General features: G+C 53.1%; 17 protein-coding genes and 1 pseudogene. 16 read left to right on the forward strand and 2 right to left on the reverse strand.

Annotated elements, in window-relative coordinates; all coding sequences use genetic code 11:
• Positions 1–40: 40 nt before the first annotated feature.
• The 15 genes and pseudogenes from NST26_RS07345 (at position 41) to NST26_RS07415 (ending at position 15,474) form a co-directional block, all read left to right on the forward strand.
• Positions 41–1,327, forward strand: coding sequence for a cellulase-like family protein (locus NST26_RS07345; protein WP_340958131.1), 1,287 nt, complete (start codon positions 41–43; stop codon positions 1,325–1,327).
• 198 nt (positions 1,328–1,525) lie between these two features.
• Positions 1,526–2,063: pseudogene (locus NST26_RS07350) on the forward strand (Rpn family recombination-promoting nuclease/putative transposase); the annotation flags it as partial.
• 170 nt (positions 2,064–2,233) lie between these two features.
• Positions 2,234–2,719, forward strand: coding sequence for a molybdenum cofactor biosynthesis protein MoaE (locus tag NST26_RS07355; RefSeq protein WP_036725835.1), 486 nt, complete (start codon positions 2,234–2,236; stop codon positions 2,717–2,719).
• 19 nt (positions 2,720–2,738) lie between these two features.
• Complete coding sequence (locus NST26_RS07360) at positions 2,739–3,446, forward strand: DNA alkylation repair protein (RefSeq protein WP_340978976.1); 708 nt, start codon at positions 2,739–2,741, stop codon at positions 3,444–3,446.
• A 107-nt stretch (positions 3,447–3,553) separates the two neighbouring features.
• A complete protein-coding gene (locus NST26_RS07365; RefSeq protein ID WP_036725832.1) occupies positions 3,554–4,045 on the forward strand; it encodes a pyridoxamine 5'-phosphate oxidase family protein in 492 nt (163 codons plus the stop codon).
• Between the two features lie 193 nt (positions 4,046–4,238).
• Positions 4,239–4,796, forward strand: coding sequence for an RNA polymerase sigma factor (locus NST26_RS07370; protein ID WP_235191889.1), 558 nt, complete (start codon positions 4,239–4,241; stop codon positions 4,794–4,796).
• Positions 4,778–5,962, forward strand: coding sequence for a hypothetical protein (locus tag NST26_RS07375; protein WP_340955137.1), 1,185 nt, complete (start codon positions 4,778–4,780; stop codon positions 5,960–5,962). The genes NST26_RS07370 and NST26_RS07375 overlap by 19 nt, the downstream gene beginning before the upstream one ends.
• A gap of 201 nt (positions 5,963–6,163) precedes the next feature.
• Positions 6,164–7,513 (forward strand): ABC transporter substrate-binding protein, encoded by a 1,350-nt coding sequence (locus tag NST26_RS07380; RefSeq protein WP_076076497.1) that lies wholly within the window; start codon positions 6,164–6,166, stop codon positions 7,511–7,513.
• Between the two features lie 199 nt (positions 7,514–7,712).
• Positions 7,713–8,675, forward strand: a complete 963-nt coding sequence (locus NST26_RS07385; RefSeq protein WP_036725828.1) for a carbohydrate ABC transporter permease — start codon at positions 7,713–7,715, stop codon at positions 8,673–8,675.
• The gene (locus NST26_RS07390; protein ID WP_076076492.1) at positions 8,672–9,517 is read left to right on the forward strand and encodes a carbohydrate ABC transporter permease; all 846 of its coding nucleotides are present in this window, start codon (positions 8,672–8,674) and stop codon (positions 9,515–9,517) included. Before NST26_RS07385 ends, NST26_RS07390 begins: the two co-directional genes overlap by 4 nt.
• 100 nt (positions 9,518–9,617) lie before the next feature.
• Positions 9,618–11,381: a sensor histidine kinase gene (locus tag NST26_RS07395; protein WP_051478050.1), complete on the forward strand. Its 1,764-nt coding sequence runs from the start codon at positions 9,618–9,620 to the stop codon at positions 11,379–11,381.
• Between the two features lie 43 nt (positions 11,382–11,424).
• Entirely contained in the window at positions 11,425–13,029 is a 1,605-nt protein-coding gene (locus NST26_RS07400; RefSeq protein WP_036725823.1) for a response regulator transcription factor, read from the forward strand.
• Positions 13,030–13,141: 112 nt separating this feature from the next.
• Positions 13,142–14,224 carry a Gfo/Idh/MocA family protein gene (locus tag NST26_RS07405; protein ID WP_340955133.1) on the forward strand — a complete coding sequence of 361 codons (1,083 nt, stop codon included), beginning with the start codon at positions 13,142–13,144 and terminating at the stop codon, positions 14,222–14,224.
• Between the two features lie 295 nt (positions 14,225–14,519).
• Positions 14,520–15,200, forward strand: coding sequence for a hypothetical protein (locus tag NST26_RS07410; protein WP_340955132.1), 681 nt, complete (start codon positions 14,520–14,522; stop codon positions 15,198–15,200).
• Between the two features lie 121 nt (positions 15,201–15,321).
• Positions 15,322–15,474, forward strand: a complete 153-nt coding sequence (locus tag NST26_RS07415) for a hypothetical protein (RefSeq protein ID WP_340955131.1) — start codon at positions 15,322–15,324, stop codon at positions 15,472–15,474.
• A 64-nt stretch (positions 15,475–15,538) separates the two neighbouring features.
• On the opposite strand, the gene NST26_RS07420 is transcribed toward NST26_RS07415, so the two are convergent.
• Both NST26_RS07420 and NST26_RS07425 read right to left on the reverse strand, forming a co-directional pair.
• Positions 15,539–16,582, reverse strand: coding sequence for a HAMP domain-containing sensor histidine kinase (locus NST26_RS07420; RefSeq protein WP_340955130.1), 1,044 nt, complete (start codon positions 16,580–16,582; stop codon positions 15,539–15,541).
• The gene (locus tag NST26_RS07425) at positions 16,579–17,253 is read right to left on the reverse strand and encodes a response regulator transcription factor (RefSeq protein WP_340955128.1); all 675 of its coding nucleotides are present in this window, start codon (positions 17,251–17,253) and stop codon (positions 16,579–16,581) included. Before NST26_RS07425 ends, NST26_RS07420 begins: the two co-directional genes overlap by 4 nt.
• A 216-nt stretch (positions 17,254–17,469) precedes the next feature.
• Here NST26_RS07425 and NST26_RS07430 point away from each other — a divergent pair, with 216 nt between their 5' ends.
• On the forward strand, positions 17,470–19,848 hold the full coding sequence (locus NST26_RS07430) for an ABC transporter ATP-binding protein/permease (RefSeq protein WP_340955126.1): 2,379 nt from the start codon (positions 17,470–17,472) through the stop codon (positions 19,846–19,848).
• Positions 19,849–19,994: the final 146 nt, after the last annotated feature.

Below are 19,994 nucleotides of genomic sequence, written 5' to 3' on the forward strand. Positions count from 1 at the left end.
TATGCATACAACAGGACGGCATAGGATTAGCATGGACAGTATGGATGCAGTGCTGAACAGATTGCCCCGCAAGCTTACTCTTACCATGTGGGATTTCTCCTGGTACACCATGACCTTGCCGGGCGAGCCTTATCATGATCTGGCGGCAAGATGCAAGGAGGCAGCCGACAGAGGATATAACACCATCCGGATCTGCGCCATGCCGTTCCTGTTATTCACAGCGGAAGGCAAACGCCCCGGACCGCTGCACTTCGGCAGTCTGGGGGAAGTGGGCCAGCGTACCCGCTGGTACAACTGTCGCGGCGGTGCCGAGCTGGACGGGCATGCGCATCTGCTGGAGCTGTTCAGGCAGGCCAAGGCGCACGGACTCTATATTATGCTGTCTTCCTGGGAATATCAGCAGAGCCCCAGCTTCCTGGCCTATCCCGCACTGCGTGATGAGCTGGCAGCAATTGCTCCCGCAGAGCGGTTCATGGCCCTGGCCCGGTCGATGGACCAGCTCATCCGGTATGTCAAGGGGGAAGGCTTCGCTGATCGAATTGTTTATGCCGAGCTGCATAATGAAGTGGAATTCGGGCAGCTTACCGCCGTGGGTACCGTGCAGGGAATCGGCGCAGCGGATACGCCCAGGCTGGTGGAGGCCATGCAGCCTTATATCGAGGAAGCGGTAGGGTATCTCCGCGAACAGCATCCTGATGTTCTGATCACAGCCAGCTATACACTGAACGAAGCTTATCCGAAGGCATATGTAGCCCGTAATTTACAGGTGGCTCACTATCATCTCTATATCAAAGGCGTGCTGAATGAGCTTATGGACGCAGCGGGGTTGAATGATGAGGGGGTGCCTTTTCCGAATACCTTTGTCCGGTCTATGCTGAGGGAAGATGCCCCACCCTTCGGAGAATGGACCCTGCCCGCAGGGCAGGAGTGGCGGATGGAGGGCAATCCGGTCGGGATGAAGCTGATCTATCTGCATGATTGGGCCGACCCTGATCTATGGGATCTCTATCTATATGACCGCTACGGAGCCCATAAGCTGGCGATGCTGCAAAAAGCGGACATGCGCCTGGAAGAAGCGCAGGAATGGGCGGTACATTCGGGCCTGCCGGTAGTGATCGGCGAAGGCTATGTCGGCTATACCCCGCTGCTTGCAGGCTTCGAGGAAGGCCCGGTCGGGAAGTTCATTGCCGAGTATGCGCTGCGTAAGGGGATGGCGCTGGGCTTCTGGGGCATGACGCTGTGCTCCAACTGTGCGCCGCATCATCCGTTCTGGCAGGATGTGGCCTGGCAGCAGCGGTGGAACCGGTACATTCTTGAAGCGGAGTAGCGGAGTAGTGAAGCGGCGTAGTCAGCGCGGCAGACCGGCAGCTTGTCATGCCGCGTCCCTCCGGGGCGGACAGCCGTTCCGAAGTAACACGAGAGAGCGCATTGTCTTGGCTGTATGTTTTATAGAGCTTTGGGGACAGAATAGCAGTATATGAGGCCCAAATGGGCTGGCTTTGTCTACAACGAGTAGTTCTGCCATGATATAATCGCAGAAAAACAGTCTATTCTGGACATCAAGGCCAAGACGGCTGAGGGCAAACGGATCAACATCGAAATGCAGCTGTTCAATCCATACAATATGGAGAAGCGGACGCTTTTCTACTGGAGTGAGATGTATTACCACCAAATTCAAAAAGGCGACGATGATCAATATACTGAACTACTCCTGTCTGCCGAATGACCGTCATCATAATGTGTTTCATCTTCGGGAAGATCACACTGGAATTTCTCTTAATAACGATCTTGAGATTCATGTGATGGAATTAACGAAGCTCGAGGAGCAGGCCGTTCCATTAACTGGTGGTCTGATCAACTGGCTATTATTCCTCAAGGGTGTTGAACAACCAAACTGGGAGGTGCTGACCATGAATGAACCGATGTTGAAAAAAGCAATGGATACGCTCGAGTTCCTGAGTCAGGATGCCGCTACACGTATGGAATATGATGCCCGGATGAAGTATTTACGTGATGAGGCGTCACGAATGAATGGTGCTAAGGCTGAGGGATTGCTGAGAGGATCAACAGGCTGCTCCAACTTGGGGCAGTTTTTTTGAAAATATAAGAATTTATATGTTTCACTCAATAACTTATCCTTCTACTGGATAAATCAGCAGATGACAGATAAACAACGGAGTAGTGTTATAATCGGAAGAGCTGGCTGCTGCATCTATCGAAGGGAAGTGAGCGAATGGGCCATTCGTTATTTGAAATTACAGAGTCCGCAATTATACCCGCTGAGGTATCCGATAAAGTTCTGCGCAGAGAAGCCGGGGCGATTACCTTATTCATTGGGACGGTGCGTGAGTTCACACAGGGGAAGAAAACCTTGTATCTTGAATATGAAGCATACCCGTCCATGGCTGTAACGCAGCTGAAGCGCATCGGGCAGGAAGTGCTGGAGCGCTGGCCGGATACGAAGGTTGCAGTCACCCACCGGATAGGTAAGCTTGAGATTACCGACATTGCAGTGGTCATCGCAGTCTCCTCGCCCCACCGTAAGGCTGCCTATGAAGCGAATGAATACGTGATTGAGCGGATCAAGCAAATCGTCCCCATCTGGAAAAAAGAAACCGGTGAGGACGGCAAAGCGTGGATTGGCGACCAGCTGAATCAAAATGCCTACCCTGAGGGCCGTCCGCTGCTGCCAGATATTCCGGCGGAAGACGAGAGGTAGCTAAAAGGAGGAACGTTCAATGAATGCAGAACAAGTGATGCAGGAGCTTGAAGCGCTTGGCAAGGAACGGACCAAGAAGATGTATACCGCAAACGGCGCACGGGAGCCGCTCTTTGGTGTGGCTACCGGTGCAATGAAGCCGATCTTCAAGCAAACCAAGATCGATCAGGCGCTGGCTGAGGAGCTGTATGCTACAGGTAATTATGATGCGATGTATTTTGCCGGGATCATTGCCGACCCGAACGGGATGACAGAAGCGGACTATAACCGCTGGATGGACGGGGCTTATTTCTATATGCTGTCTGATTTCGTGGTGGCTGTAACCTTGGCTGAAGCAGATATTGCCCAGCAGGTGGCGGATGAGTGGATCAGGAGCGGAGAGGACCTTAGAATGTCTGCAGGCTGGAGCTGTTACTGCTGGCTGCTGGGAAGCCGCCCCGATCAGGAGTTCCAGCGCGACAAGCTGGCCGGGATGCTGGAGCTTGTAGGTAGGACCATTCATGACTCCCCGGAGCGTACCCGGTACTCTATGAACAATTTTATGTATACCGTAGCCGTGTCCTATTTACCGCTGCATGATCTGGCATGTGAGACGGCGGAGCGGGTGGGTCCGGTCGAGGTGGACAAGGACAAGCCGAAGAGCAAGCTCATCAGCGCTTACGATAATATTATGAAGGCTGTCGGCAAAGGACGGACCGGCTTCAAACGCAAACATGTACGCTGCTGATTTCCCGGTTTTCACCGGCATCCGGTAATGCTTCGCCGTTTCTGGTTAATAAATGCTATGCATTTGGATAACCTATTCCCTATCCCGGAAGAAAAGAGGCGGTTAAGATGTCAACTACACACCATAGTCACGAGGAAGCCGTTGAGACGGTCCGCAAGCTGATCAAGGGTATTGATATGGCTATGCTTACCACGATTTCGGAGGAAGGGCTGGTCTCCCGGCCTATGAAGACACAGGAGGTTGAATTCGACGGAGACTTGTGGTTCCTGACCAAGAAGGATACGAGCAAGTTCGGGGAGATACTGTATGACCCGCGCGTCAATGTCGTGTATGCCGACAAGTCCTATGTCTCCATCCGTGGAACGGCCGAGATTGTAACCGATGTAAGTAAGAAAAAAGAGTTTTGGAGTGCAGGGTACGAGGCGTTCCTGAAGACAAGCTATGATGACCCGAATGTCATTCTGATTAAAGTCCATGCCGAAGCGGCTGAATACTGGAAGAGCGGCAACCTGGCCGAGAAGGCAGTATACATGTTCAAACGGATGACCGGCCAGGACACTGACAAGCTGAATCTGAATCAGACGGTCGAGCTGGAGTAGAGTAGAGTAGAGTAGAGTAGAGTAGACAGACAGACGGTTTTAGGAAGCCTTAGGTTCATAGGTTCTGCAACGGAGAGATCAACAGAATTCATCTGTGGGTCTCTTTTTTTGCTGTGGAGCCGGGAAAAGATAATTGTCACATTACATACGGCTCATGTGTTATATCTATATGATTTGCAGAAAGGAGATTATCGTGGACCCTATTGAAGAGAAAATTAGAAGGATACAAGACGGGGAAGGAGGCCTGTACTCGGATGTGATCAGGCTGTACCAGCAACGGATTTACCTCTATTGTTACCGCTTGCTGAATAACAAGGAAGATGCGGAAGATGCGGTACAGGACATCCTGATCAAGGCCTACCAGAATATCGGGCAGTACAAGCCTCAGGCAGATTTCACCTCATGGCTCTACAAAATTGCTTATCATCACTGCCTGAACCTGCTGCGGCGGCAGAAATTCCAGCAGCAGGTGCGGAAACTGCTCCGGCAGGAGGTTACGGAGAAAAGTGCAGAGCAAATAGCCCAGAACCGCCTGTTCAGCGAGCCGGTCTCGGCTGCTCTGGGGAAGCTGGATGTGGAGGACCGGAATTTATTGATCCTGCGGATTTATGAAGATAAATCATTTGCGGAAATCAGTGAAATTCTGGGTGTGAGTACGGCTACCGTACGCAAAAGATATGAACGGACCAGGGAAAAACTTAAAAAAGCGATTGAGAGAAAGGAGAAACAATTATGGGCAAGCGTGAATTAACTCCAGAGGAGCAGTTTCTGAAGGAGGGAGACCGTTCAGCACATTGGAACACCGTTGATGTTCATGAACCAGTAATGAAGGCGCTCGGGCTTGAGGGGGCATTGACTGCTGAAGAAGACGAGACCCTGCTTCAGACCCTTCCGCCAAGCGGAGAGGCACCAAAAGTAATGCGCAGAATGGAAACAAGAACCGGGCGGAGACAGAAGCGGATTCCGGTGAAGGGCTGGGCGGCGGCGGTCCTGGCACTGGTCTTGCTGGGCGGCGGCTATACCCAGTTCTCCGGCAAACTCCAGCAAGGAGCTGAAGCCCAGAGTTCGGGTGAAGTCCGGCAAGGGGCCGGAGCCCAATATAAGGTGCTTCCTTATCAGCCGCTTCCGGCGACGGCTTCCGGCGGAACGCTGATTGAGAAGGCGAAAGAACCCTTGAAGCCTTATATCCCGGAAGCACAGCCGGGTATTGAGCATGAAGCCAACCAGAAGCTGAGTATTCTCTATAACCAGAAATATTCAAAGGGGGCAGCACTCATGAAGGAGCTGCTGCTTCCCGGAGAGTATGCCACCTATTTAATTACACGTGAAGGTGACGAGGGAGAGGGGAGTATGAATATGTATCGCCCGCCCCTCACGTTCAAGGACTATACCGCCTATAAGACCAGTGTAGAGGAGCACAACGCTCCGATCCTGGAGCAGCCGGCGTATCTGCCGGAAGGATATGCCCTGCATGAGGCAATCATCAAGCCTTTTTTCTTAAAAGTTCCGGATGTGCAGGAGCTTAAAGGCGGAAACGAGAGAGACCTGGGAGACAACTTCCAGTTGGCCTGGAGAGTGGAGAAGGCGGAGAACATTGACTACCCGTATTCCTCACTGGTATACAAGAAAGGGGAGGTTCAGGTGAGAATCGGTGTCTCACGTGTGGATGACTACCAAAACCCGGCTGATAAGCTCTCGTGGAGTGAACATACAAAGATGGAGAATATAGAGATCAAAGGCAGACAAGCTATTTTTTCGGATGACTCCGGCAACAAGGAGCTTGACTTGGGATTTAAGTACGAGTTAGTTTGGTCTGATCCGGGTGCAAAGGTTATCTATTCTGTGATCGCCGGCCAGGAGAATACGGAGCTAACGAAAGACGAGCTTATCGGCATTGCCGCCAGTATGATGAAATAAGTAACGCAGAGTTGACACTCAGGGCTGTTTCCCTATCTTAGGATAGCGGAGCAGCCCTTGAACGTTTTTGGACTGTCTGCAGGAAGGCATATTCGTAAGATTTTATAAGAATTCGTGCATTGCTCTCCTATGAACTTCAATTCCATATTGTTACTATAGCAATGTAGCAAGAGAATACAGATGTATACAGGAGGGTTAAAGATGTTGAAATGGAAGCGTTCTCTTTCGGTCCTGGCGATGACAGCGATATTAGGTACACTGGCTGCCTGCGGCGGCGGAGGGAATAAAGTAAACAATGCAGGAGGGGCTACAGAAGCACCTGCCAGCACCAATGCTGCTGCGACGGCTGCTGCAACTGATGCACCAAGCACCAATGAGCCGGTCAAGCTGCGGATTATGTGGTGGGGCTCCCAGCCGCGTCACGAAGCCACTTTGGCGGCCCTGGAATTGTACACGAAGAACAATCCGAACGTAACCTTCGAGCCGGAGTATTCCGGTATGGACGGTTATCTGGACAAATTATCCACGCAGGCTGCGGCCAACAATGCACCTGATGTGGTTCAGCTTGACCCGGGCTGGATGCCGGACTGGATGGCCCGCCAGCAATTGGCAGACCTCGCTCCTGAGGTGGATGTAAGCAAATTCGATACGAAGCTGCTGTCCGGCGGACAGCTTGACGGCAAGCAGTACGCTGTTCCGCTCGGTTCGGTAGCCTTCGGTATGGTATATGATAAAGCGGCTATGGATAAGTTGGGCATCGCGAACCCGGCCAACGGCTGGACCTGGGATGAGTTCTTCGCCTTAGCGAAGGAATCCAAGTCCAAGCTGCCGAAGGGACAGTATTTCACCCTCGACTATGCAGGTAACTATTTCATGTACTCGGCGTATCAGTATGCCAAAGGCAAAGGGCAGGTTATCACGAATGAGGGTCATTTCAACGTGGATGAAGCCACGTATCTGGACTGGACCCGTAAATTCGAAGAGCTGCGTAAGGAAGGACTGGTTCCTCCGGCGGATGTGAATGCCTCCGATAAGGAAAATGATCCGCAAATGGATCTGCTCGCAGCAGGCAAGGTGCTGTTCCGTTACAGCTTCTCCAACAATCTGGGAACCTGGGACAGCATTAAGCCGGGAGCCTACGCACTTGTAACCATGCCGCGTGCCGAAGAGGCCGGAGGCTGGCTGAAGCCGTCGATGTACATGGCGGTCTCCAAGAACTCCAAGCATGCTGAAGAAGCCAAGAAATTCATCAACTGGTTCGTGAATGATGCTGAAGCGGCCAATATTACCCAAACCTTCCGCGGTCTGCCGGCCAACAAGGATAATGCGGCCCTGCTGGAAGCGAACATGAGCGATCTGGATAAGGTAGGCTTGGCTCTGCTCCGTGCTACGGAGCCGGATGGCCAGACCTGGTCGGCCGGAGCCGGCGGCTGGACGAACTTCATCGACAAGGACTGGGTACTTGTCCGCGACCAGCTCAGTTTCGGCAAGTCTACACCAGAAGAGGCGTTCAAGCAGCTGAAGGAAGCCTCGCTATCCTACGAGAAATAATTTATGTACAGAAGCCCGGGACAGCGATGTTCCGGGCTTTATCTTTTGAAATATCGTTTCCACTTGGAACGCGGTTATACTCGTGTTTTCGAATTAATCGTTATATTTTGAAAGAATTCGAGCATTGCCCTCCTTTAGCCAAAGTGTGGGCCAATACTATACTTAAGCTATACAAATTGACCACAAGAGGTGACCACAGATGAACCGCTCCACAACCACTTTAGCCCAAGCCTCGCCAGCGCCGAAAAAAAGCTCCTATTTCAAAAGCCGGTGGAACGCTCCGCTTGCAGGCTATTTGTTTATTTCGCCCTGGCTGATCGGGTTCCTGGTACTGACGGCGTATCCGTTGTTCTTATCCCTGTACTATTCGTTTACCGACTACACCCTGATGCAGCCGATGAAATGGATCGGGTCCCGCAATTACGAACGGATTTTCACCGCAGACCCCAAATTCATTCAATCCGCCAAAGTCACAGTCATGTATGTGCTGGCCTCTGTGCCCCTTAAGCTGATTGCGGCCCTGCTCGTGGCCATGGTACTCAGCAGAGCGGTCAGAGGGATTAGCGTCTACCGCACAGCGATCTATTTCCCTTCTCTAATCGGAGGCAGTATCGGGGTATCGCTGCTCTGGCGTAACATCTTCGGGGTAGACGGGATCTTTAACAAGCTGATTGCCGTCTTTGGCATCGAAGGGAAAAGCTGGATTACCAACCCGGACACCGCGCTTAGCACACTGATTCTGCTCACGGTCTGGCAATTCGGCTCCACCATGGTTATCTTCCTGGCAGGGCTGAAGCAGATTCCCAATGACTTGTATGAAGCTTCCTCGGTAGACGGGGCGAACAGGTTCATTCAATTCTTCCGCATTACACTGCCTATGCTGTCGCCGATTCTCTACTTCAACCTGATTATGGCCGTGATCAACGCCTTCCAGATGTTCACCTCGGCCTTCGTGATTACGAATGGCGGACCGATGAACGCTACATATGTATATGCCATGTATTTGTACGAACGGGCCTTCAGCCGGTACGAGCTGGGCTACGCTTCTGCATTGGCCTGGATTATGCTGGTCGCCATTGTGGCCGCAACACTTCTGATCTCTTACACCTCGAAGTACTGGGTATTCTATGAGACTGACACTGGAGGGAAAAAACGCAAATGACAACTCTGAATTGGAAGCCTGCATTCCGGCATGTGTTCATGATTCTCTTCAGCTTCCTCATGGTCTATCCTATTGTCTGGTGGATCGGAGCCTCGCTGAAGGACAGCACCGAGCTGAGTTCACCGGGAATCTTCCCGTCCGTCCCGCAGTGGGAGAACTTCACCAAAGGCTGGAACTCAGTTCCCGGACATACGTTCACTGATTTCTACCTCAACACCTTCTGGCTGGAAATTATGGTGCTGATCGCAACGCTGTTATCCTGTACGCTGGTTGCCTTCGGGTTCGCCAGACTGGATTTTCCGCTGAAGAAATTCTGGTTCTCGATTTTGATGCTGACGCTGATGATGCCTGGTCAGGTGCTGATCATTCCCCAGTACGCCTTGTTCCATCAGCTGGGCTGGGTGAACACGTATTTGCCGTTTGTCGTTCCCCATTTGCTGGCGGGCGGGGCCGGCGGAAGCTTCTTCGTCTTCCTGCTGATCCAGTTCATCCGCGGCGTGCCCAAGGAGCTGGACGAATCGGCCAAAATCGACGGCTGCTCCTGGTTCGGGATTTTCTGGAGAGTGGTCATGCCGCTCGCCTTCCCGGCGGTCGTTACGGTGACGATCTTCTGCTTCCTGTGGAACTGGGATGACTTCCTGGGACACCTCCTGTACATCAACACGGTAGACAAATACACGGTGGGACTTGCGCTGCGCATGATTAATGACTCCCAGTCTGCAGCCGAGTGGGGCCAGCTTCTGGCCATGTCGCTTGTCTCTATTGTTCCGGCAACGCTTGTGTTCACCTTCCTGCAAAAGTATTTCGTGGACGGGATTGCGACAACAGGCATAAAGGGATAAGATGTAAAAAACATCCGTCCGATAACGGTAAAGCGCCTGGGCCTTATTCGACGCTTTACCGTTTATTTCGTATGAAGCGGAGGCGAAGGAAGGGGATCACTTGACCAATCCTTTTAAAAAGTACAGGATCGACCGTCTGTTTTTTCACAGCTTTGCCATTATAATTATTCTGGTGATAGCGGTAACGGCTTGGACCAGCTACAGCAACTCCTCCAAGGCCCTTGTACAGACCACCTCCCATTATCAGCAGCGGCTGCTGGATGAGTTGAACAATGAGATTACCACCCGGCTCGATATGATTGAGCAGATCTCACTGTCCACCTCCCGGGACAACGAGCTGACGACCTTTCTCTTGAACAGGCAGGATGATTTCGAGCGGTACCGCAAGCGTGTAAGCGTTGAGAGTGCGCTTGGCAATTTGACCTATGCCATTCCGTTGATTCAGGGGATTGACCTGTATATGGATGAGCCGATGCCGAGCGACGGCCAGAGCTATATCCAATTCCGGAATATTCGCGATCTGGATAAGCAGTCCTGGGCCAGGAATCTGGTGAAAAGCGATTTCGCCTGGTCGGGAGAACATTCCATTCCCAGTGTGCAGGGAGACATTCCGGTGCTTAGCTTCGCCCGGAAAATCATGAACGAGAACGACTATCTCGGTGTGCTTGTCGTTCATATTAAAGCCAGGGAAATCCGTGCGCTGCTGACCGGCAACTCCTCCGGGTCGAACCGGATCATGGCGGACAGCGCCGGCAAGCAGATTCTGAGCATCGGGGAGACGCTGGAGCAGAGCGAGTGGTCGAAATGGATCGACCTCAAGAGCAACAAATCCGGCTATGTCCACATTCCCGGCGATAAGGATACCGGCAATACGCTGCTGGTCTACTCCAGAATGGATAATTCCATCTGGACGCTGATTGAGTTCACCTCCTGGAAGCAGATTACGGCAAGCAGTCTGGAGCTGGCGGAATGGATCGGGCTGATCGGAATTGGAGCGATTCTGCTGGTCCTGCTATTGACGCACTATCTGAGCAGGCAATTCTCCAAGCCCATTAAGCAGCTTGTAAGCGCTATGAGAATATATTCAGTCGGCGGGCACAAGGAGGAGCTGCCAAGCGACTACGAGAATGAATTCGGTTATTTATTCTCCGGCTACCGCAAGCAGACCGAGCGTATCGAGGAGCTGTACCTGTCGCTGGAGCGGCGGTACGAGCAGCAGCGCAAAGCGGAGATTGAGGCCTTGCAGGCCAATATCAATCCCCATTTTCTCTACAATATGCTGGACCAGCTCAACTGGATGGCGATTGAGGCCGGACAGGATGAGCTGAGCCGGATTCTGGAGCTGATGGGCCAGATGTTCAGGATCGGCTTATCCAACGGGGCAAGCTTCATTATGGTATCGGAGGAATTGCAGCATATCCAGTGTTATCTCGAAATCCAGCAGCTCCGCTGGGGCGACGGTCTGGAGTACACCATCGAGGTGGAACCGGGGCTTCAGGAGGCTTATCTTCCCAAGCTCACCCTGCAGCCGTTCGTGGAGAATTCCATTGTACACGGCTTCAATAAGCAGCGCAGCGGCCATGTCTCGATCTCCTTAACTAAGGTAGAGGAGACGCTGCAGATTATAATTGATGATAACGGGGCAGGCCTGAAGCAGCCGGAGGCGCGGACGCACAGGCGGCATACCGGCGGCTATGGCATACGGAATGTGAGAGAGCGGATTGCCGGATATTTCGGAAATGACTACGGGGTTACACTGAGTGAACGTGAAGAGGGAGGGACCCGGGTAGAGATTGTTCTGCCGCTGCTCACAGAGGCTCCGGCACAGATACTGACTGCTTCTCTCGCTGCGAAGGAAGGCTGAGGACGGCTGCTGCGGGCCAGAGAAGCTTAAGGAGGCAGACATGATGTGGAAGATCGCTATTATTGACGATGAGCGCCAAGTACTTCAGGGGATGAAACGGGCGATTCCATGGGAGGAGCTGGGTGCGGAATGGGCCGGTGAGGCGCTGAACGGGGAGGACGGTCTGGCGATGATCCGGGCAACCAGCCCGGACATTGTAATCACAGATATCTATATGCCGGTGATGAGCGGCCTGGAGATGATGGAGCAATTAAGGAACGAGGGCTTCAAGGGCAAAATCATTATTCTAAGCGGTTATTCAGACTTCGAGCATGCCAGACAAGCCCTCCGGCTTCAGGTCAGTGACTATGTCTCCAAGCCGATCAGTCTGCCTACGCTTAGAACGATCCTGCACAAGGTTATTGCAGAGCTGCTCAGAGAGCAGGAGAAGGTGATCAGACAAGGCGAGCTGGAGCTGAAAATGATGCTGTATGAGCCTTTTGTCGAGAAGGAATGGGTCCGGTCCGCTGCGGTCGGCACCCTGGAGCCTTCGTACCGGAACAATTCCCATCTTCCGCCTTCGTATCATTACTGGCTGGAAGGCAGGCATGCAAGCATAGGGATCGAGCTGATCCGTGATGACCGGGCCAGCTCCTTCTCGGTCTCGGACTGGAATCTGCTGCGCTTCGCAGTCAGTAACATTGCCTGTGAGGTTACGCGCAAGCATTACGCTAATATGGAATACACCGAGCTGAACAGCTACCGGGCCTTGCTGATTATTCACCCCGAGGCAGAATGCACACAGCAGCTGGAGGAGCTGGGGACCCGGCTAGTCGACAGCATCCACTCGTATCTCAGGCTGGTAGTCCGCATAGGGATTGGAGGACTGAAGGATACATGGACGAAGATTCCAGAATCGACGGAGGAGGCGTTCCGCGCCATGGATCACGGAGCCTTACGGATCAGTCCGGCCTATGAGGTGTACTGCTACCGGGAGAGCCACAGCAGCGGGCAGGACCGTGGGGTGCTCTTCCCGGTGAAGTTCTCTTACAAGCTGGCCGCCGCGATGAAGGCTTCACAGGAGGCGGAGGCGCAGCAGCTTGTATACGGATACATTACCGAGCTGCAAGCGCAGCAAGGGGTCTCCGCCAGCTATGTGCAGATGCTCGGCAGCGAGCTATGGGGCATTATCACCTACTCCCTGTATGAGTCCGGATTCGTGCTCGATGATCTGTTCACCAATGACCAGATTGCCCAGGAGATCGGCAACCTGGCCATACCCGACCAGCTGGCAAGCTGGTTGTCCGCCAAAATCACAGCCATCTGTGCCAGCCGTCAATGGAAGGGCAGCAGTAAGCACCGGCAGGTCGTTGATTTCATGACGAACTACATTCATGAGCATTATGCCGAGGAGCTTACGCTGGCTGATCTGTCGGATAAGGTGTTCATCTCCCGGAATCATTTGTCGATTATTTTCAAGAATATTACCGGGGAGACCTTCAACAATTACCTGACCCGGGTACGGATTGAGAAGGCCAGGGAGCTGCTCATGGAACGCAATATGCTGGTCTATGAAGTGGCGGAGCGGGTTGGCTACAAGAACATTCCTTATTTCAGTACTCTATTCAAGAAGATCACCGGCATGAATCCCACGGAGCTGATCAAATGATGACACATATAATCCGCTAGAGACAAGTATGATGATAGAAGCCGCGATGACAGAGCAGGGATTTGCGGCTGAGCTGCATCAACATCAATGTGTCATCAAGGAGGACAGGGGTATGCCCGTTAACTTCAGCATTATCGGCGGAGGAGGATTCCGCGCACAGTATTATTTACGAATTGCCCGGGTCTTGCCGGACCTGTTTCGGATCGGCGGCCTTGTAGTCAGGGACCGGGCCCAGGGACAGGAGATAGAAGCTGCGTGGGGTGTTCAGACATACCGTTCCCTTGACGAGCTGCTGCGGAATGAGGACCCGGATTTCGCAGTAGTCTCCGTCAGCTGCGGGGCGGCAATGAACTATTTGTACCGGCTGGCCGAGATTGGCCTTCCGGCACTGACAGAGACGCCGCCTGCCTCCAGTCTGGAAGAGCTGGAGCAGCTGCATAAGGAGCTGACTGTGCACGGGGCCTGGATACAAGTCGCAGAGCAGTACCCGTACCATCCGATCCAGGAGGCGCGGCTGTCATTGATCCGCTCCGGCAGGCTGGGCAGAATCACCGAGACGACGGTCTCGGTATCTCATCTGTATCATGGGGCAGCCCTGATGCGCAGGATGCTCGGCATCGGGTTCGAGGAGGCGGTCATCCGGGGGATGCGGTTCGACTCCAGCTGGGTTGGCGGACCAACCCGCAGCGGCCCTCCGGTTGAAGACAAGCTGATTCCGCTGCAGAGGGATCTGGCCTGGCTGGATTTCGGAGACCGGCTGGGCATTTACGATTTCACCAAGGACCAGCACCGCTCCTGGACGCGCTCGAATCATCTTAGCGTGCGCGGAGAGCGCGGGGAGATCTTCGACAACCGGGTGCTGATCCAGCAGGAGAATCTGGTGCCTCTGCAAATGGAGCTGAAGCGCATCAACCGTGGAGAACAGGAGAATGCCGAAGGCTATTACCTCCAAGGGATAATTTGTGGAGAGCAATGGCTGTATAACAACCCATTCGCCCCGGCTCGGCTGTACGATGACGAGCTCGCCATTGCGTCCTGTCTGGATAAGATGGCCCTCTATGCGGCTGGCGGCCCCGCCTTCTACGGACTGGAGGAAGCCTCGCAGGATGTATACCTCGGCAAGCTGATTGAGAAGGCCATTGAGTCCGGCGAAGCCGTAAGAGCAGAGCGGATGTGCTGGGCGGAGGGGAAGTAGGGTAGTGGCGGGAGTGTAGCTGCTGGTTATGCTGCTCGCATTCTGGCCCGGCTTGAGCTATTGCTGTGGCTGAATGTGTGGAGTATGTTATTGACGGGGGGAGCAAGCCGGTACTATAATCTGAAAAACGGATGAAGCACATCCCGCACCCTGATTGATTGGGTGCGGGATTTTTTGTGCGTGAATATGCCTGTAACTTTAGGTTCTGACGCCCCCGGAAGTGAGTGGAGACAGGTGGGATGATCAAGCTCAGTTTGCGGGGGGAGAGTTGATTTTATAGAGGAGGAAGAGAGAAATGGGATTTGCTGAAGAGCATCAGAGATGGCTGGAATATCATAAGAAATGCAGGACGGGGGAACGTCTGGACCGGCTGGACCGGGGCCACCGGCATGGGGAGCAAATGTTTGTGGAGCGGGTATGGTGGCCGATTTTCGGGAAGTTGGATGATCTTCATCCGGAGTACGAGGTTGCCGATTGGCGGGGCAGGCCGTATTTTGTGGATTTTGTGTGGAAGCCTGGACAGGTTAAGTTCGCTATTGAGATCAAGGGATATGGGCCGCATGTTCAGAACACGGACCGGACCAGATACCGTCAAGAGCTGAACCGGGAGACGTATCTGCAGATTGCCGGATACCGCGTCATCGCCATCCCGTACGATGATCTGGAGTCTGCACCGGAGCAGACCATCTCCCTGCTGAAAGCTTTGCTAACCCCAAGTTTGTTGAAAACCAGTTCGGAGGGGAGCAGTCAATTTACGAGGATAGAGCGCGACATCTTGCGGATGGCGAGCCGGATGAATGGGATGATTCGGCCGGTGGATGTGGTGGAGGGGCTTGGAGTAAATCGGCGGATTGCGAGGAAATATATCAATATTCTATGTGAGAAAGGCAAATTTAAACCCGTTTTGGCGCAGGATAGTAGTCGAGTCTGCCGGTACGAGCTGATTCATAGTTTCATTGATTCAGAGATATGGTAGGCGGAGATGAGGGGCATTAATGCCCCTGAATCCGGCAAAGTTGGCGGCGAGGCGGAGATGAGGGGCACAAGTGCCCCTGAATGCGGAGAAAGTCGGTGGCGAGCGAAAATGAGGGGCACAAGTGCCCCTGAATGCGGAGAAAGTCGGTGGCGAGGTGGAGATGAGGGGCACAAGTGCCCCTGAATCCGGCAAAGTCGGCGGCGAGGCGGAGATGAGGGGCATTAGTGCCCCTGAATTCGCAGAAAGTGGGGTAGGCGGAAATGAGGAGCATTAGTGCACCAGATTCCGCCTGATCCCGTCATAAGCGGCCGCAAGGGAGCGCACCCCTCAACTAACCCTCACCCCCCGCCCACCGGCAGCTTGATCGTGAACGCCGAGCCTTGGCCCGGCTCGCTGCGCACCTCAATGGTGCCTTTACTCAGGCTGAGGATGCGCGCGGCGAGCGGCAGGCCGAGGCCGTTGCCCCCGGCGGCGCGGGCGGGGTCGCCCTGGTAGAACTTCTCGAAGATGTGCTTGCGCACCTTCGGGGTCATGCCGATGCCGGTGTCCGCGATGACCACCGAGATCCAGGCCCCGTCCGAGTGGAGCGCGACCGAGATCGTTCCGCCCTCCGGCGTGAACTTGATCGCATTGCCGAGCACATTAAGCCACACCTGCATCATCAGCTCCTCGTTGCCATAATACCGCTGCTCATCCAGCTCAATATCCAGATTCAGCTGCTTGGCGGACCAGAGGGATTCCAGCAGCAGCAGGGCCTGGCGGAGCTGCTCGTCCAGGGGATATTCGGCCAGCTCTGAGAGCATCTCCTGGTTCTCCAGCTTGGATATCTTGAGGATGTTACCGGACAGGTTGGAGAGCTGCCGTGAGCTTTCAATGATCATTCCGGTGTATTCGTTATGCTCTTCCTTGCTCAGATTCTCTTCCTGCAGCAGCATGGCGTACCCTTCGATTGCTGCAATGGGCGTCTTGAATTCGTGAGACACATTCACGACGAAGTCATTGCGGAGGGTCTCGATGCTGCGAAGCTCCTGAACCATAAGGTTGAAATGATGTGCCACCTCACTGATCTCATTGATCCGGTGGGACTCATTCAGATAGATATTGAAGTTGCCGTCTGCAATCTCTTTGGCTGCCCTGCTGAAGTCTGTAATCGGGGCCAGGATCTTCTTGCCCACCATAATAGTGATCGTGGTCCCGACGACCAGGCTGAACAGTATCATCGTCAGAACGGGCGGAAACGGATTGCCGTGCTCCCTGGTATGATTGCCCAGCCGGTAATACAGGAGGGCTATGACTCCCAGGATGAAGACAAAGAACAGAATGATCACGAACACCATTGAGACGAAATACCACCATAGCCCCCTGTCTCTTCCCCGAATCATCCCTGCTTCACCACCTTATAGCCAAGCCCTCTGACCGTGACGATTTCAAAATCCGGATTGTCCCTGAAACGCTCCCGCAGCCGGTTAATGTGAACCACCACCGTATGCTCATCCGACTCGGAGTCCATCCCCCAGATTTCATCCATGAGCTGCTGCTTGGTGAAAATTTTATTCGGATAAGAGATCATTTTATAGAGGAGATAGAATTCTTTTTGCGGCAGCACGATGCGCTCAGGCCCCTGAATCACGGTTAACGCATCATAGTCCAGCACCGTTTCTCCCCATTCGATTTTGCGTTCGCTGATGATTTTGGCCCGGCGCAGCAGCGCCCCGACACGCAGGAGCATCTCATTCACATTGACCGGCTTGACCATATAATCATCAATGCCAACGAGGAAGCCCTGCTGCTTATCGGCAAAATTCTCCCGCGCCGTCACCATCAGGACCGGAAGCTGACTGTTGTTGTCCCGGATCATCCGTGTCAGCTCGAAGCCGTCCATCATGGGCATCATAATATCGCAGATCATCAGATCGATATATTCCTTATCCAGCATCGCCAGCGCATCCTCGCCATTCACAGCCGGAACCGTGCGGTAGCCGTGTCTGGTCAGTACAGTACAGAAGAGCTGCCGCAGCTTGGCGTCATCCTCAACTACAAGAATAGTAAACATAGATTCTCCTCCTGGAACGGTTCCATGTTATAGAACGTATAGCCTGTATATATGTTCTGTGGTTTTTTTTAAGTATACCTCATCAAGATCAACTTAATCTCAACCGGGAGTTTAGGTTTAGTTTATATTGGACGATTATACTGGGGAACAGCAGGACAGGAAGTGCGTCGCACCTACAGAGAATAAGAGTATAGGAATGGAAAGGGAGACTGGACAATGCTGCAATTAAAAAACATTACCAAGAGCTATAAGACCGGCGAATTCACTCAAGTTGCACTGGATAAAGTAAATCTCAATTTCAGAGAAAGTGAGTTCGTTGCGATTCTGGGCCAAAGCGGCTCGGGCAAGACCACGCTGCTTAATATCGTCGGCGGACTGGATCAGTATGACAGCGGAGAGCTGATCATTAACGGCCAATCGACGGAGCGCTTCAAGGACAGCGAATGGGATGCGTACCGCAATAACAGTGTCGGCTTTATTTTTCAGAGTTATAATCTGATCTCGCACTTAAGCATCACAGACAACGTGGAGATGGGGATGACACTCAGCGGGGTATCTTCAGCCGAGAAGCACCGTAAGGCGCTGGAGGTACTGGAGAAGGTCGGACTTAAGGATCATGTGCACAAAAAGCCGAACCAGCTCTCAGGCGGACAGATGCAGCGTGTGGCGATTGCCCGTGCACTCGCGAACAATCCGGATATTATCCTGGCCGATGAGCCTACCGGAGCCTTGGATTCGGAGACCAGTGAGCAGATCATGGAGCTGATCAAGTCGATTGCCGAGGATAAGCTCGTCATCATGGTTACCCATAATCCTGAGCTGGCAGAGAACTATGCAGACCGCGTAATCCGCTTCTCGGATGGTCATGCGATCTCGGACAGCAATCCGCTGCCTACACAGAAGACCTCAAGTGCGTATAAGCTGAAGCAGACAAGCATGAGCTTTTTCACAGCCCTCAAATTATCCGGCAAAAACATTGCCACCAAGAAATGGCGCACGGGGTTGACCGCTTTTGCCTCCAGTATCGGAATCATTGGTATTGCCCTGATCCTGTCCCTGTCCAATGGCTTCGACAAACAGATCAGCTCCTATGAAACCGGGGCCTTATCCAACTTCCCGATCTCCATCAACCAGACGGCAATGAATTTGCAGAATGCAGGCCCTCCAGGCCAGGAAACAACGGAGCTCCCCTCCTATCCGGCTGAGAAAAAGCTGTATCCATACGACCCTACGGTGAATTCAGCCATCCACACGAACGTGCTGACCAAGGAGTATATCGAGTACCTTGACGGAATCGATCCCAAGCTGATTGACGGCGTCTCTTACACCCGTACCGTGAATATGAACTGGCTGGTGAAGAATGGGGACAAGGCGTCGGTTCTGGATAAAAGCAAGATCACAGTAGCACCGTATCCAAGCAAACAGGGCAGTGCCTCGGGCAGCTATCTGGAGCAATACTATGATCTGCTGGAGGGGAAATTCCCGACAGAGAAGACGGATCTTGTGCTGATCGTGGATCAGTACAACCGTCTGACCGATGGAGCAGTGAATGCGCTTGGACTGGATTATAAAGCAAAGAGTATCAATCTGAGTGATCTGGTCGGAACTCCGCTCAAGCTGGTCATGAACAATGATTATTATAAGCAAAATGGTGAACAGTTTGTAGTCAATGCAACCGGAGGGAATCTGAATGACCTCTACAACAGCCCTAAGGCAGTAACACTTAATATTGTCGGTGTGCTGCGCGCACAGGAGGGGTCGACAATCTCAACGCTGTCGCCCGGCCTGGTCTACTCCGATGAGCTGGCGGCTTCCTTCATTGCAGATGCACAGAAATCGAAAATTGTACTCGCACAAGAGAAATCCGATATCAATGTATTGACGGGGCAAGCCCTGTCGGAGGGGGTCGCAGGCGGAGGCTCCGGTACCGGAATGGGCGAGATGCCGCTAGTGAACGCCGGGATGGCAGCGGCAGCCAGCATGTCGTCCATGACGAAGGAGAATGCCCTTGCAGCGCTGGGGGCCACGGATATTCCAAGCGCAGTCTCGCTGTATCCGATTGATTTCAGCGCCAAGGAATCTGTAACGGCTTATCTCGATAAGTGGAATGAAGGGAAGGCTGCCGAAGCTCAGGTACAGTACACCGACCTCGCAGCTATAGTCACCAACATTTCCGGCGGAATTATGGACGGGATTACGATGGTGCTGATTGCTTTTGCGGCGATTTCCCTGGTGGTCTCCCTGATCATGATTGCGATCATTACGTATATCTCCGTGATGGAACGTACGAAGGAGATCGGCGTACTGCGTGCACTGGGTGCCCGTAAGAAGGATATCACGCGGGTGTTCAATGCCGAGACTTTCATTATCGGAGCATGCTCGGGGATTCTGGGCATCGGCATCACTTATCTGCTGACCATCCCTGTCAATGCAGTCCTCTACAACCTGACGGAGCTGAAAAATGTTGCCCAGCTGAATCCGCTCCACGCGCTCGTTCTTGGTGTCATCAGCGTCCTGCTCACTATGCTGGGCGGAGCTATTCCGGCCAAGATGGCGGCGAAGAAGGACCCGGTGACTGCCCTGCGCAGTGAATAACCAGCCGTAGTCCAGATCAGCCAGACTGAAATAACGAAATAACAAAGAACCAAGGGAATCCGTTCCTTTGGTTCTTTCTGCATTTAATTTCCGCATGATAAATTGTCATAGATCACAGACAGACAGGGATATTGTGGGATAAAATA

The organism is Paenibacillus sp. FSL R7-0128 (genome assembly GCF_038002245.1).
GTDB lineage: Bacteria > Bacillota > Bacilli > Paenibacillales > Paenibacillaceae > Paenibacillus_AQ > Paenibacillus_AQ silagei.

What these genes read in the sequence shown, in the direction of transcription:
- NST26_RS07345 (WP_340958131.1), top strand. Translation starts at nt 41, where the DNA reads ATGGATGCAGTGCTGAACAGATTGCCCCGCAAGCTTACTCTTACCATG.
- NST26_RS07355 (WP_036725835.1), top strand. Translation starts at nt 2,234, where the DNA reads ATGGGCCATTCGTTATTTGAAATTACAGAGTCCGCAATTATACCCGCT.
- NST26_RS07360 (WP_340978976.1), top strand. Translation starts at nt 2,739, where the DNA reads ATGAATGCAGAACAAGTGATGCAGGAGCTTGAAGCGCTTGGCAAGGAA.
- NST26_RS07365 (WP_036725832.1), top strand. Translation starts at nt 3,554, where the DNA reads ATGTCAACTACACACCATAGTCACGAGGAAGCCGTTGAGACGGTCCGC.
- NST26_RS07375 (WP_340955137.1), top strand. Translation starts at nt 4,778, where the DNA reads ATGGGCAAGCGTGAATTAACTCCAGAGGAGCAGTTTCTGAAGGAGGGA.
- NST26_RS07380 (WP_076076497.1), top strand. Translation starts at nt 6,164, where the DNA reads ATGTTGAAATGGAAGCGTTCTCTTTCGGTCCTGGCGATGACAGCGATA.
- NST26_RS07385 (WP_036725828.1), top strand. Translation starts at nt 7,713, where the DNA reads ATGAACCGCTCCACAACCACTTTAGCCCAAGCCTCGCCAGCGCCGAAA.
- NST26_RS07390 (WP_076076492.1), top strand. Translation starts at nt 8,672, where the DNA reads ATGACAACTCTGAATTGGAAGCCTGCATTCCGGCATGTGTTCATGATT.
- NST26_RS07400 (WP_036725823.1), top strand. Translation starts at nt 11,425, where the DNA reads ATGTGGAAGATCGCTATTATTGACGATGAGCGCCAAGTACTTCAGGGG.
- NST26_RS07405 (WP_340955133.1), top strand. Translation starts at nt 13,142, where the DNA reads ATGCCCGTTAACTTCAGCATTATCGGCGGAGGAGGATTCCGCGCACAG.
- NST26_RS07410 (WP_340955132.1), top strand. Translation starts at nt 14,520, where the DNA reads ATGGGATTTGCTGAAGAGCATCAGAGATGGCTGGAATATCATAAGAAA.
- NST26_RS07420 (WP_340955130.1), bottom strand. Translation starts at nt 16,582, where the DNA reads ATGATTCGGGGAAGAGACAGGGGGCTATGGTGGTATTTCGTCTCAATG.
- NST26_RS07425 (WP_340955128.1), bottom strand. Translation starts at nt 17,253, where the DNA reads ATGTTTACTATTCTTGTAGTTGAGGATGACGCCAAGCTGCGGCAGCTC.
- NST26_RS07430 (WP_340955126.1), top strand. Translation starts at nt 17,470, where the DNA reads ATGCTGCAATTAAAAAACATTACCAAGAGCTATAAGACCGGCGAATTC.